Source organism: Streptococcus nidrosiense (assembly GCF_042140045.1).
GTDB lineage: Bacteria > Bacillota > Bacilli > Lactobacillales > Streptococcaceae > Streptococcus > Streptococcus nidrosiense.
In genome coordinates, this window is sequence record NZ_CP152419.1 from 26,215 (window position 1) to 40,083 (window position 13,869).

Below are 13,869 nucleotides of genomic sequence, written 5' to 3' on the forward strand. Positions count from 1 at the left end.
AAATAGTTTAGTATAGGAGAAACTCAATGAGAACATTATTAACTCAAAAAGAACAACGGCAATTAAGGGTTTTAGAATATTTATTTGAAAATCCAAGCTGGATTCATCTGGACCCTTTAGCAGAAGCTCTCGATATCAACACTCGTATCATTAAAAGTGATATCAAGGAAATGCGTGATGTCCTCTCTTGCTTTGAAATTCAATCTTCAACCGCTGGTATCAGACTAACTAATAATGGTAATCTAGGTATTGAACGAATTTACCGCCACGCTTTACAAAATTCTTCTAATTTTCAAGTATTAAAGGCATTCTTTTTATTAGAAGCACCGTTTACCTACGAACATCTAGCTCAAACCCTCGATGTTTCATTACCTGCACTTCGCAAGAAAGTCGCTGAAATTAACAGTGTCTTGCAAAACAATTACCGATTCAAACTCAAGGTCACTCCAATCTCTATCATTGGGGATGAAAGAGACATCCGCTTCTTTTTCGCCCAGTACTTCCATGAAGCCTATGGTTACTTCAAATGGCCATTTACTGACTCTAAGGAAGATATCGAAGGATTTGTTCGTTTCTTCCTCGATATGACAGGCTTCCCTGCCAGCTACGCAAACCTATTTCAGATAGAAACACTAGTCGCTGTTAATTTGCACCGTTTTAGAATTGGTGCTACTATTCAAACAGCAAGTGATTCTTCAAATGTTCTTCCTCTATATGATCAACTCTCCGAATTTAAGAACCAGCTTGACCCTCTGGCTAAGCGTCTGAACATCGAAATCAACCGAGATACTTTAGATCAACTGTTTTACTCCTATACCCAAAAAGGAATCTTCTTTACAGTTGAAGAGTTCCTCGATGCACGATTAATTGATAAACAAGTCAACCGATCTTACCATGCCGCTCGAGATGTCCTTGATAACTTAACACGTGAGTTTGGCGTTCATTTTTCAAATACGGATGAACTAGTCTGGCACTTACACAACACCGCCCTTCTTGAACGTCAAGAAATCAACTCAGAATCCATCATTTCACATAACAAATCCTATGCTCTCAACAAAATTAAGAAATTTTTCCCTGAATTTTATGAAGCATCTGTTTTCGAAATGATGCGCTACAAATCCAGCCTAGGACAAGATGAACATGCCTATGCAGTTGTTCATCTTGTCTATACTCTTTTCACCCACACTTCAAATTTGATGGAACAACTGTTAGAGGCTCATAGTAACATTCGTGTCCTTGTTTTGAGTGAGTTTGACTTTGCTCACCCTCATGCTTTAATCTCTCTTTATACATTTTACACCTCTAAAAATATCCAATTTGAAACCTGGGACAAAGATACACTGAATGTTGATGAAATTATGGATGCTGACTACGATGCCATTTTGACTAACTTCGATATAGATGGCCTAAAACATCCAAATCTAATCAATATCGGTCGCATGTCCAATCTTCAGGTTATTAATGAGCTTAACACTATCTCAATTGCTAAACTTTAAGGAAGCCTATTGAAGAATAGATTTGCTCAGACATTAGAATCTTAGAGAACAATTTCTATAACCTATAAAAGATAAGAGACCGGAACTCCGATAATTGGAGTTCTGGTCTCTTATCTTTTTACTATTTTGATTTTAAAAAAAGGGAATTCAGTACTTTAAACCGAAAAGACTCTTTCTACTGCTTGTATAGTTTCTATTTCTCTATCCTACTCTCTGCATCTGCCACCACTTGAGCAAGACTGGTTTGGCTCAGCTCCTGCTCCATGGCTAGCTGAATCTTTTGTAATTTCTCATCTAAAACCCCATGGATGTTAGCTCCTACTGGACAGGCTGGATTGGGATTGTCATGAAAACTAAAGAGTTGACCAGTCTTTCCTAGACATTCAACTGCTTGGTAAACATCTAAAAGACTGATATCCTCTAGATTTTTGATAATTGCCGCTCCACCAGTTCCACGCGCAACTGAAATCAACTCAGCTTTTTTCAGTTGAGACAAGGTCTTACGGATAATGACAGGATTAACTCCAACGCTACTAGCAAGAAAATCACTAGTCACCTTACTTTCTTTCCCTTTTAAGGCTATGATAATCAACATATGGGTCGCGATGGTAAATCGACTTGAAATTTGCATAAGGTTCTCCTTTTTCTATTAGACTAGTTCGTTTTTTACTTATATTTATTATATCTCTTGCAGTTGTAATGTCAAGAGTTACCACTCAACCAATCATCTAGTTCTGCATCATGCCCTTGACTTTGGGCAATTTCATGAAGTAGTTCCTGATTATGGGTATGGTGAATCCCATTAACCAAGCTTTCATAATAAACTTGGTAGTAGGGTAATTGTAACTCTTTGGCTAGTTGTAATTCTGCATCAATATCATAATCAACCCGACGAAAATCGATATCTTTCAATCCTTTTTCATCAAATTCTAATATCATGTACTGGGCCCGCAAGTCCTTGCGTAAATGTTCAGATAAAAAGAAGGGTTGACCAATGGAACCTGGATTCAGGATAAGCTGGCCACCACTACCATACCGAAGAAACTGTTGATGGATATGCCCGTAAATGGCAATATCACAGTCTGGATTGGTAACAAGACGGTCAAAGTCCTCTTGCTTCCCAAGATGAATCAGCTCTCGTCCCCAATTTTTATCAGGCAAGTGGTGGCTAACCCCTAGCTTCAAATCTCCAAACTGGCGGTGCACTTGCAAGGGATAGTTCTGCAGTGCCTCAATCTCCTCGATGCTGAGTTCTTCCATGATATACTGACATTGGCGTAAGAGATAACGATGACTGGGTCTACTTTCATCCAACTGACGATGGCAAGCGCGCCATAAGCTCTCCTCCCAATTCCCTAAAACTCTAAGGGTGATGGGTAAAGTGTCCAATATCCGGAGAATATTTTTTCGTCCTGTTCCAGGCATGAGGATATCTCCCAAGAGCCAATACTCATCAACCTCCGCCTTCTGCGCATTTGTCAGAACAGCCTCCAAAGCTGTCGTATTGCCATGTATATCCGATAATACTGCGATTTTTGTCATATCTCTTCCTCTTAGCTTTTCTAGTTTTATTATAACAAACTCCAAGTCAAAGTCAAAAAGCATCTATATTCCTATCGTTTTTTACTTTACTTTTTTAGTGAAAAGGAATACAATGAAGGTAATAAGAACGAGGAGGTTTTTGCTATGGCACAACGTTATGAAAACATCATGGTAGCGGTTGACGGTTCTAAGGAAGCTGACTTGGCTTTCATCAAAGGGGTTCATTCAGCACTACGTAACCAGGCAAAACTAACAATTGCCCATGTTATTGACACACGTGCTCTTCAAAGCATCTCAACATTTGATGCCGAAGTTTACGAAGAATTGCAAGTCGAGGCCAACGATTTGATGGCTGAATATGAAAAGCGTGCAAAAGATGCTGGGCTCACAGACATTAAAGTTGTTATTGAGATGGGAAATCCTAAAACTCTCTTAGCTAAAACAATTCCAGATAAAGAAAAGGTTGATTTGATTTTAGTTGGAGCAACAGGACTCAATGCTTTTGAGCGCCTGCTAGTTGGTTCTTCATCAGAATATATCCTACGCCATACCAGCGTAGACCTTCTCGTCGTTAGAGATAAGGATAAAACTTTGTAATAAAAACAGAAATGAGGTTGGGATTTTTCTCCTAACCTCATTTTTTTATAAACTATTGATGTCGTAGTTGAAACTCAGAACTCAAAACATCATTCCAGGCTTCCTCTGCTCTCGCCTATTTTTTATCTTCTCTTTCCTTATGGCGCTCGTAGGCCTTTATCTGGCGCTCAATTTCCTTTTTAATAGCAGGCTCTGGAGCGTATTTTTCTTCCCAGTCATCTGGTTTTAGGATTTTGTGGGTCACTGGATCAAAATGAGCTTTTCCATCAGGGAACATTTTCCCCATATTGGCTTGATGGACAATGTCAAAAATCCGCTCTGGATCCACCCCCATCAAAACAAAGCTACCATAGGTGAAGTATAGGGTGTCAATCAAGGCGTCTACTTGCCCTACCAAATCTTGCTTAGCAGGTGTCTTCTTGACTACTTTCTCTGCTGCTTGATCAAGAGCTTGGTGTAGCTGTCCAACTGCCTGTTCGAAATCTTCTTCAGAAGAGCTAGCAGCTCGGACAAACTCCACCAATTCTTCTATCTTAAATCCTGCTCTATGGGTTGCACCTTCTAAATCCCAAGCTTGTGGCTCTTCCTGAGTTCGTTCATCCATCATGTGATGGAAGGTCTTGACCTTATTAAAATGGTAATCACGGCTGACAAAGACTTTTTCTGAAGCCAAAACACCAAAATGTTCCAAGGCCTTATGAATCCCATCTTGCTGGTTGCTGGTTGTGATATGCTTCGCGACTTCCTTGACACTGCTACTACCGTTGCCCATGGCGACTGACATCCCAACACCCGCCAGCATCTCTAGGTCATTGTCCGAGTCACCAAATGCCATGACTTGATTGAGATCAAAACCATACTCTTTTCCGACTCGGCGAATGCCTTCTAGCTTGGAATTTCCTTGGTTGATGACATCTGCCGCAAAAGGATTACTACGAGTCAGTTTCAAGTCTTGAAATTCAACTGCTGCTTTCTCAGATTCTTCTGGCGTCATTAGCATCAAAACTTGATAAATGGGCTGATTCATCAACTGAAGCAAGTCTTCTTCCTTCTGAGGAACGACCTTACTCACCATTCGATTAAAGGAATGACTAACTGTACGAGTCAACATAGAGGGGACAAAACGACTCACTCTTTGTGAAAAAGAACCTAGGCCAAAAGACATGATTTTTGAACCCAGCATGGCATCCTTGGTCCCCAAAGCAATTTCCTTGCCCTCTTTTTTAGCATAGGCTATCAACTGCCGTAAATGAGATTTGGAAAGAGGACTTGTAAACAAGACTCTGTCTTTATTAAAGATATATTGGCCGTTATAGGTTACAGCAAAATCCAGATCTAAATCATCCATTAAATCCTTAACAAAAAAAGGTCCTCGCCCTGTCGCTACTCCAACAAGCACTCCCTGTTCCTTCACAATCTTAATCGCATCCTTAGTGGATTTCAAAACACTCTTGCGATCGTTGACCAGTGTTCCATCGATATCAAAAAAAACAGCTTTGACTTCCATCCTACCTCATTCTCCCCTTTTGTGATACAATGATTATACCACATTTCAGAAAGAGTGAGTAAATCATGCCTAAGAAAATCCTTGTTTTACATACGGGTGGTACTATTTCCATGCAAGCCGATGACTCTGGCGCTGTTGTAACTAGCCAAGAAAACCCTATGAATCATGTATCCAATCCACTTGGAGGAGTTGAAGTCCACGCGCTCGACTTTTTTAATCTGCCAAGTCCCCATATTAAACCCAAGCATATGCTGGCCCTCTATCAAAAAATCAAAGAGGAGGCTGATCATTATGACGGTTTCGTGATTACACATGGGACAGATACCTTGGAGGAAACTGCCTATTTCCTCGATACCATGGAGGTTCCTCACAAACCGATCGTACTAACAGGGGCCATGCGTAGTTCCAACGAACTCGGAAGCGATGGTGTCTACAATTATCTCAGTGCCCTACGCGTAGCGAGTGACGATAAGGCTGCTGATAAGGGGGTCTTGGTCGTGATGAATGATGAAATCCACGCTGCTAAGTATGTGACCAAGACGCACACGACAAATGTTAGTACCTTTCAAACGCCGACCCACGGCCCTCTTGGGCTCATCATGAAATACGAGATTCTCTACTTCAAAACAGCTGAACCCCGTGTTCGTTTTGACCTTGATAGGATCCAGGGCTTGGTTCCAATTATTCCAGTCTATGCTGGTATGACAGAAGAACTCCTTGATTTGCTTCCTGTTGACCAGCTAGATGGTCTTATTATCCAGGCCTTTGGTGCTGGAAATGTTCCCAAGGAAACATCACAAAAATTGAACGCCCTTATCCAAGAAGGACTCCCAATCGCCTTGGTTTCTCGTTGTTTTAACGGGATTGCTGAACCTGTTTATGCCTATGAAGGCGGTGGCGTTTGTCTACAAAAGGCTGGTGTATTCTTTGTCAAAGAACTCAATGCTCAAAAGGCTCGTCTCAAACTCCTCATTGCTATCAATGCTGGCCTTACAGGAGAGGAATTACGAGCCTATATGGAAGGATAATACTCTTCGAAAATCAAATTCAAACCTCGTCAACGTCGCCTTGCCGTACTCAAGTACAGCCTGCGGCTAGTTTCCTAGTTTGCTCTTTGATTTTCATTGAGTATAAAAAAGTCGGTGAGATAGAAATTACTAGATCAAGTCTTGTTTTCTAGTCACCCCCGCAAGCCTTCTACCATCAACTTGATGCTTGAACCATTGACCAAAAAGTTTTTACTACTAAAAAGCGAGAGTGGGACAGAAATCGGTAATTCGTTAGAATTCGATTTCGTCGTCCCACCTCCGCACAGTTGAGTAGGGCTGTAAAAGCTGATGAAATCAGCGTAGTAGAGCCCACTCAACCACTGCGTCTTGCTCGACAATCCAAAGACAATTGAGAGGCTAGGACTTTTGTCCCAGCCTCTTCTGGTTAATCTTTACGAGTTGAATGACGTTCTACCAAACCATGCGGCAAAAGAACTTCACGCTCTTCTAACTCTTCCTTATGCATAATCTTCGTCAACATACGCATGCTAATAGCACCAAGGTCATACAAAGGTTGCGCAATGGTGGTTAGGTTTGGACGAGTATAGCGCGCGATTTGTGAATCATCACTGGTGATAATTTCAAAGTCTTCCGGTACAGAAACTCCCTTGTCAGCAAGTCCGTTCAAAACACCTGCCGCTAATTCATCACCTGTTACAATCGCTGCTGTTGCTTTAGAAGAAATCAAGCGTTCTGCCAAGGCATAACCATCATCATAACGGTATTTTGATTCAAAAACAAGACCTTCACTGTAGTTAATTCCCGCTTCTTTCAAAGCATCTTTGTAACCAGCTAAGCGAATCTTGCCATTAATATCATCCACTAATGGTCCACTAACGAAGGCAATTTTTTTATTTCGTTTCAAGAGATGGCGGACTGCATCAACAGTAGCATGTTTATAGTCAATATTGACACTTGGAAGTTGGTGTTCTATGTCAACTGTTCCTGCAAGAACCACAGGTGTGCGTGAGCGTGAAAACTCTGAGCGAATCTTCTCAGTTAAATGATAACCCATGAAGATAACGCCATCCACCTGTTTAGAAAAGAGAGTATTGACCACAGATACTTCCTTTTCATCATCCTCATCACTGTTAGCAAGGACGATGTTGTATTTGTACATTTCCGCGATATCGTCAATCCCCTTAGCAAGGGTAGAGAAATAAGTGTTTGTGATATCTGGAATAACAACTCCAACTGTTGTTGTTTTTTTGCTTGCTAGACCACGAGCTACTGCATTAGGGCGGTAGTCAAGACGATCAATGACCTCTAGGACTTTTTTACGGGTGTTTTCTTTGACGTTCTTATTGCCATTGACAACACGACTGACAGTTGCCATTGACACTCCCGCTTCTCGGGCAACGTCATAAATTGTTACTGTATCATCTGTGTTCATTCCGTTTCCTTCCTACTTTGAAAATTTTGTTTTCATGATTCAACTGTTTTCATTTTACCACTAATTGTAAGCATTTTCAAGCATTTGATGGAGATTCGTTGAAAAAATTTCAAAATCATTCTCATCTTTTTAAAGGTAGTTGACTTTTCTTGATTTTTCTAGCAGTTTGCAGTATGATAATAAAAAAATCAATTAGGAGATAGGGATGGCTTTTACAGATTCTCATAGACGATGCGCTAGTTTCGGTGTAGTGACCAATTTACCTGACGATGTTATCGATTCAATCTGGTATATAATCGATCATTTTTTAAAGCATGTTTTTGATCTAGAAGATGAATTGGAGTTTCGGCTTTTGAATCATGAAGGCTCCATCACTTTTCGTTTTTCTAGTCAACATCTTCCAACAACGATTGACTTCGACTTCAACCATCCCTTTGACCCACTCTACCCACCTAAAGTTCTGGTGCTAGATATGGATGGGAAGGAAACCATTCTCCTACCAGAAGAAAATGACCTATTTTAAAAACTCTAGCCTCCTCTGTAAATACTTAGGAAACTAGAGTTTTCTTTTTGCTAATAAATGGAACGACTGACTACTATACCACTTGGTTTGGTGTATTCTAAGTCAAGATAATCCTGATAAGTTCCTGGGACGATAAATCCTTGGGGGCTGAGAATGTCTGTTCCAGCTTTACCCACGATAGAGTCAGCCAATAAGACACAATTTGTGCTGAGAACAAAATAGGTCTTAAACTTGGACGAACTGAACTTATAAAGAGTGGCATCAGCCTCGTGTTTCAGCTGATAAGAGTAGGTATGCTTGATTTCCCCTTCTCTTCTTTTCATGAGTTGAGAAATTGGTTCCCAAGGAATTAAGAGTTCTTCAATTTCTCTCAGTTGTTCTTCTATAGCTTTTTTCTGTTGCTCAGACAAGCTTAAGCCGTAAGCGAATAGAGTTTTCTGACTTTCTCTCTTACAGAGTTCGATATACTTTTCTCGATTAGCCTTAAATAGAACCCCATCCCCAATCATCCCAAATAAACGCTCCGAGTGAGGATCATAAGAACCATAGGAAATAACCTGTCCTTGATAACAAATATCCACATGCCCCATGGCTAAAAAGAATGAGGATTCTGAAGCATGGATAAAAATTTCCAAATCAACTGCCTGATCATTTTTCCTCTCTGAATGTACTTCGCTTTCTTCCGTCTGATGAGTAGATAACATTTCATTCCATCGTCGTAAGGTGCTAATGGGAATCAAGGCTGTCATGAATATAGGCAGTGTCATTCTCATTCTGCGCTTCAGCTTGGGATTACTTCTCCCTTTTTCAAAATAGAAACCATCCCTGACACTACTCGCTCCCAACATGATTAAGTAAAAACCTAACAGGAGCAACTCAAAATTTGTCGCATCATGAAAAGGAGAGATACTATAGAGACCAAAACCCATCATCCACGAAGCATCAAATAAGTAATTGAGCCTCGGATGGATATGATTATTTCGGTAAATCAACCAAGTAATCAGACTGATCAGACCTGTAAACAGTTGATAACCTCCGATAATCATCACAAGGAGATAGAGAGCTATTCCTTGCAGGATGACTGAATCAAATAGGATGACTGCAAGAAAGAGCTTGGCTATGGTTACAAAAATATTTTCTCTACGGGACTTTTCCTGGAACCATCGTGTCAATAAATGCCAAATAGCCGACAAGGAAAAGTACCCCATCAAGAGTTGATAACCAAGTCTCGGTACAATCTGCCCAAAACAAATCAAGAGAAGACCTAGGATAATAGCTAGCGCTCCCTCCCCTAGACTTCTCCATTTACTATAAGTTTCGGAAAACTTAGGCATTTTCTTTCTCCAATTGACGATACAAGTGGCGAATCGGTTGTTTCAATGTTGGATGAATAAAATGCGGAGCTATTTCCTGTAAAGACTCTAAAACAAAGAGGCGCTCAGCAATATAAGGATGAGGCAAGATGAGGTCGTCTGTATAGATGACCTGGTCCTCTACAAAAAGCAAATCCAGGTCAATCAAGCGAGGTCCCCAATGAACCTCTCTGACCCGTCCCATTTCTGCCTCAATAGCCAACAAGGTTTCTAACAAGATTGGAGCTGGAAGCCAAGTTTCTACTTCAATCACCTGATTAGCAAAGCTATCCTGCTCCACACCACCCCAAGGTTCGGTCCTAATCACACTAGACTCTTTGAGAACATGGATGCCACGAGCTTGCATTTTGTCAATCGCTTGCTGGAGATTAGCCGTCTTATCCCCCATATTGCTTCCTGAAGCGATAAAGGCACGCTGTTTGCGACGGTGGATGGTTACTGAACAAGTATCCAGCGGTAGATGGATAGGTGCCCAAGGTTTTTTTAGTTCTAGCTCAATCTCTTGAACGAGAGGGTAGGTCTCAAAAGTACGCTCTACTAGTTTGTAGGCTACTGTTTCAATCAAATCCTCACTCGTTTCCTGAAACCATGTCGTCCATTGCTGGCAAAGTTCTCCGTAATGGACAGAAGCAGTTAAATCCAAGTCTGTCGCAGCCTTGGTCATATCATAGGATAGGGTGGCTGAAACGACAAACTTCTGCCCCAGTTTCTTCTCACTAGGAAAGAGTCCATGAAAGGCGAAAATCTCTAGGTCTTTAATTCGCAGTTGATCCATAACTAGTCCTTTCTAGAAAAATCCGCTTGACGCGGATTTTTTATAGTCCCATCAGACGATAAGCCTGATCCCGAAGATCCTTATCTGTCTCAAATAGACCACGAGCTACTGTAGTCAAGGTCGCAGTTCCTGGTTTTCGAACACCACGCATACTCATACACATATGCTCTGCTTCAATGACAACAAAAGCTCCCTTAGCACCCAAATACTCCATCAAGGCATCAGCAACTTCGATATTCAAACGCTCTTGAATCTGTGGCTTTTTAGAGTAAACTTCTACAGTACGAGCTAACTTTGATAAACCTGCTACACGTCCATCTGGGATATAGGCAATGTGAGCTCGACCATAAAATGGTAAAAAGTGGTGTTCACACATGGTATGGAAAAAGATATCCTTTTCCACTACCATATTGTCATCGATAATCTCAAAGGATTTTGACAGGTGCTCTTCTGCAGTTTGCCCAAGACCTGAAAAAATCTCTTGGTACATACGAGCGACACGGGCTGGTGTTTCCTGCAAGCCTTCGCGATTTGCATCCTCACCAACTGCCTCGATAATCATTTTTACAGCTTCTTCAATCTTTTGTGTATCCATTCTAATTTTTCCCCTCCATTAGGTAGGCTCTCACTTGGGCTAAAAAGTATAATGAGCCCGTGATAATCCTAACTGTTTTTTTCTCTTCATTTTCTGATAATTTTTGGTCTAGAAATTCTTGCCAATCTTGGTAGTTGAGATTTCTAGAATCAGCCAGTTCTTTCAAGACTTCTTCATCCGTTGCTCGACTATCCTCAAAATGAGTTAGCGTAATCTTAGTACCGGGCAAGGTTTCTAGCAAGTCCAACATATCCTCCAAGGCCTTGGTTTTGATACAAGTAAAGAGGATTTCCTTCTGATAGTCCGTAAAGCGTTCTTTCAAGGTAGCCAACAAGGCCTTGATAGCATGAGGATTGTGTGCTCCATCCAAAATCATCAAGGGTTCTCTAGAAACAACTTCCAAGCGTCCAGGCCAGCTTGTTTCTTCTAAAGCTTGAGCCACTAAAGCATTATCTGGCAATTCTCGACCAATCTCTTGGCAATAAGTATCCAACAAAGTCAGCGCCATCCCTGCATTCTCTATCTGGTGCAAACCAAGAAGACCTATTTGAAAGCGACCTTGTCTAACAGAACTTGTATAGTCAAATACCTCTCCAGTGACAATACTTTCATGATAGGTTACCTGATAATCTCTTCCATAAACAATTCTAGCAGCCTGTTTTGCCTCTGCAATTTGGTCAATAACCGCCAAGGCTTCTGGAACAATGCGACCAGTCACTAGAGGAACTCCTTGCTTGATAATCCCTGCCTTCTGCTCTGCTATGGCTTCCAAGCTATCCCCTAAAAGCGCTACATGATCCAATCCTATGGTTGTGATACCTGTTAGGATGGGTTGACAGACATTGGTACTATCCAAAAGTCCACCCATACCAACTTCCATAATAGCCACATCGACTTGCTCTGAGGCAAAGTAATCATAGGCTATAGCAGTGATAATCTCGAATTCTGTCGTTCCTTGTAAGGCTTGAGCATGTTCCCCTTCAAGAAATGAGCGATATTCCGACATTAAGACTTCTAGTTTAGCTTCTGGGATAGATTCTCCGTTAATAGCAATCTGGTCTGTATAATGAATCAGATAGGGAGAGCTAAAGACACCAACTCTTAGTCCCATCTTTTCCAACATATTTTTCAAAAAAGCTATAGTAGATCCCTTACCATTGGTTCCACCGATGTGGATAACCTTGAGCTTAAGATGGGGATTGCCACGTAAGGCTAATAGTTCCACCATCCTCTCCAAGCCGAAATGCGGTTGGTCTGTCCGGTAGTGGGCAATCCACTGATTCGTTTCGTTTTTATTCATCTTACTTATATTGTTTCAAATCTAAATTTTCCGCATCATCTGCCAGACGAATGGCTGATGCGATTTCGACTGCCATCTTGTGGCTGGCTACATCGTGCACGCGCACCACTTCCACACCTTGTCTAGCAGCGATACTAGTCACATGAGCCGAAGCCGTATCACGATTTCGGAAACCAGCTTCAGTATCTGGATTGACTTCAAATCCATTTTCTTCAAGGATATTAATGACAAAGCGCTTGCGAGAGACTCCTAAAAAGATAGGATAGCCCATCTCGTGAAGCTTATCAAGGTCACGTAGGAGGATGAGATTTTCCTTTTTGGTCAAACCAAAGCCAATTCCTGGATCCAGCATAATGTTTTCTTTCGAAATCCCTGCTTTTTCCGCTCTTACTAGAGCACGATCAAAGAAAGCTGTCATCAATTCTTCTACTGATAGTTGTTCAAAGTCTGCTAAGTCTTTCTTTGTAAAAGTCTCTCCAAATCCAAAATGAGGGAAGATAAGTGAACTAGGGTGCTGAGGGCGTGCCATGACTGGATTAAACATGATGACTACCTGAGCTCCAGCCTTAGCAACAACTTCCGCCATCTTCTCATCACCCATGAGACCCGTAATGTCATTGACTATATTGGCACCAGCATTTAAAGCTGCTTCTGCCACTTGGCTTTTCCAAGTATCGACCGAAATCAGAACATCACTTTCTTGACGAATAGCCTGAATGACTGGAACCACACGCTGGATTTCCTCTTCAATCTCAACATAGCTACTTCCTGGTCGAGTAGATTCTCCACCGATATCTAAAATAGTGGCACCTTCAGCAATCAATTTTCGAGCCTGCTTCAAAGCTTCCTCAACAGAAAAAAACTGGCCCCCATCAGAAAAAGAATCTGGGGTGACATTGATAATTCCACAAATAGATGTTTTTGTAAGATTGTCTCTTTTTTCCACGTTCATCACTCAAATTTCATTTAGATTGGTATTCCTCTATTTTACTGTTTTTTTTGGATTCTGTCCAATTATCCCTCGATACTCCCAAACTTTAAAAGAACGCAAAAAAAGGAGAAGCTGAGTTCTCCTTTACAATCCATGCTTATAATTAAATGCATGTGCTTCAATTTCTTCAATTGTGTCTGGGAAACGTTGTACCAGTCTAGCATTTAATAATTTTCTTAGACTTTCTTGTTGTGTTAATTCTCCCATCTCTAAAGCATGTCTTACATACTCTCTAACTTTCCAGTATTGTTTAGCATCTTCTATCAATAGTTTTTCAAATTTTTTAGGTCGTATAAATATTAATCTTACAACAAAAACAATTGCTGAAAAACTTAGCACTGTACCAATATCTGACAAACCAATTGGTACACTTAATAGCCAAATAATAAAAACTGTAAATAATGGATGTCTTTTAATAAAGTTTACTAATTTCTCAGTATTAAATTCTTTCGTTAGATGTTGAATATCCTTTTGCAAAACTGAAATATTTATTACACTAGCTTTTTCAGGGAAAGGATAGCTTTTAGCTCTTAAATGACCATCGACTTCTAAATGACACAAATCTTCACGTACAATAGGGTCAAAAAATCTAGCTTGATAATTTTTAAACTTTGTAGCTGCTCTCTCCTCAGCTGCTGACAATGTTTTCTGAATACCTATTTTTGTCGCCGCATGCCCTAGTGTTAAGCCAGAGCTAACTTTTAGTGAGTCTGTAAATAATCCCATTT

Annotated in this window: 14 protein-coding genes; 4 read left to right on the plus strand and 10 right to left on the minus strand. The window is 40.8% G+C overall.

Features of this window, described 5'->3' with window-relative positions; genetic code table 11:
- Window positions 1–26 precede the first annotated feature (26 nt).
- On the plus strand, window positions 27–1,496 hold the full coding sequence (locus AAFQ93_RS00115; RefSeq protein WP_375555308.1) for a M protein trans-acting positive regulator PRD domain-containing protein: 1,470 nt from the start codon (window positions 27–29) through the stop codon (window positions 1,494–1,496).
- A 193-nt stretch (window positions 1,497–1,689) separates the two neighbouring features.
- Here AAFQ93_RS00115 and AAFQ93_RS00120 read toward each other — a convergent pair whose 3' ends face one another.
- Both AAFQ93_RS00120 and AAFQ93_RS00125 read right to left on the minus strand, forming a co-directional pair.
- Window positions 1,690–2,127 carry an Rrf2 family transcriptional regulator gene (locus AAFQ93_RS00120; protein WP_375555309.1) on the minus strand — a complete coding sequence of 146 codons (438 nt, stop codon included), beginning with the start codon at window positions 2,125–2,127 and terminating at the stop codon, window positions 1,690–1,692.
- A gap of 71 nt (window positions 2,128–2,198) precedes the next feature.
- A complete protein-coding gene (locus AAFQ93_RS00125; RefSeq protein WP_375555310.1) occupies window positions 2,199–3,038 on the minus strand; it encodes a metallophosphoesterase family protein in 840 nt (279 codons plus the stop codon).
- A gap of 144 nt (window positions 3,039–3,182) precedes the next feature.
- On the opposite strand from AAFQ93_RS00125, the gene AAFQ93_RS00130 reads away from it, so the two are divergent.
- A complete protein-coding gene (locus AAFQ93_RS00130; protein ID WP_045762643.1) occupies window positions 3,183–3,635 on the plus strand; it encodes a universal stress protein in 453 nt (150 codons plus the stop codon).
- Window positions 3,636–3,750: 115 nt separating this feature from the next.
- On the opposite strand, the gene AAFQ93_RS00135 is transcribed toward AAFQ93_RS00130, so the two are convergent.
- Complete coding sequence (locus tag AAFQ93_RS00135) at window positions 3,751–5,142, minus strand: Cof-type HAD-IIB family hydrolase (protein WP_375555311.1); 1,392 nt, start codon at window positions 5,140–5,142, stop codon at window positions 3,751–3,753.
- Window positions 5,143–5,207: 65 nt separating this feature from the next.
- On the opposite strand from AAFQ93_RS00135, the gene AAFQ93_RS00140 reads away from it, so the two are divergent.
- Complete coding sequence (locus tag AAFQ93_RS00140; RefSeq protein ID WP_373115600.1) at window positions 5,208–6,170, plus strand: asparaginase; 963 nt, start codon at window positions 5,208–5,210, stop codon at window positions 6,168–6,170.
- A gap of 406 nt (window positions 6,171–6,576) precedes the next feature.
- On the opposite strand, the gene ccpA is transcribed toward AAFQ93_RS00140, so the two are convergent.
- Complete coding sequence (ccpA, locus tag AAFQ93_RS00145; protein WP_049503580.1) at window positions 6,577–7,584, minus strand: catabolite control protein A; 1,008 nt, start codon at window positions 7,582–7,584, stop codon at window positions 6,577–6,579.
- Window positions 7,585–7,789: 205 nt separating this feature from the next.
- Here ccpA and AAFQ93_RS00150 point away from each other — a divergent pair, with 205 nt between their 5' ends.
- Window positions 7,790–8,107, plus strand: a complete 318-nt coding sequence (locus AAFQ93_RS00150) for a DUF960 domain-containing protein (protein ID WP_049527273.1) — start codon at window positions 7,790–7,792, stop codon at window positions 8,105–8,107.
- Window positions 8,108–8,157: 50 nt separating this feature from the next.
- Here AAFQ93_RS00150 and AAFQ93_RS00155 read toward each other — a convergent pair whose 3' ends face one another.
- The 6 genes from AAFQ93_RS00155 to AAFQ93_RS00180 all read right to left on the minus strand — a co-directional run bounded on the left by AAFQ93_RS00155 (window position 8,158) and on the right by AAFQ93_RS00180 (window position 13,867).
- Complete coding sequence (locus AAFQ93_RS00155; RefSeq protein ID WP_375555312.1) at window positions 8,158–9,441, minus strand: DUF308 domain-containing protein; 1,284 nt, start codon at window positions 9,439–9,441, stop codon at window positions 8,158–8,160.
- On the minus strand, window positions 9,434–10,255 hold the full coding sequence (gene folB, locus AAFQ93_RS00160; protein WP_375555313.1) for a dihydroneopterin aldolase: 822 nt from the start codon (window positions 10,253–10,255) through the stop codon (window positions 9,434–9,436). Before folB ends, AAFQ93_RS00155 begins: the two co-directional genes overlap by 8 nt.
- A gap of 40 nt (window positions 10,256–10,295) precedes the next feature.
- Window positions 10,296–10,850 carry a GTP cyclohydrolase I FolE gene (gene folE, locus AAFQ93_RS00165; protein WP_000380927.1) on the minus strand — a complete coding sequence of 185 codons (555 nt, stop codon included), beginning with the start codon at window positions 10,848–10,850 and terminating at the stop codon, window positions 10,296–10,298.
- A gap of 1 nt (window position 10,851) precedes the next feature.
- Window positions 10,852–12,150 (minus strand): bifunctional folylpolyglutamate synthase/dihydrofolate synthase, encoded by a 1,299-nt coding sequence (locus AAFQ93_RS00170; RefSeq protein WP_375555314.1) that lies wholly within the window; start codon window positions 12,148–12,150, stop codon window positions 10,852–10,854.
- Window position 12,151: 1 nt separating this feature from the next.
- Window positions 12,152–13,102, minus strand: a complete 951-nt coding sequence (gene folP, locus AAFQ93_RS00175; RefSeq protein WP_375555315.1) for a dihydropteroate synthase — start codon at window positions 13,100–13,102, stop codon at window positions 12,152–12,154.
- 123 nt (window positions 13,103–13,225) lie between these two features.
- Window positions 13,226–13,867, minus strand: a complete 642-nt coding sequence (locus tag AAFQ93_RS00180; RefSeq protein WP_371620971.1) for a hypothetical protein — start codon at window positions 13,865–13,867, stop codon at window positions 13,226–13,228.
- Between the last annotated feature and the right edge of the window lie 2 nt (window positions 13,868–13,869).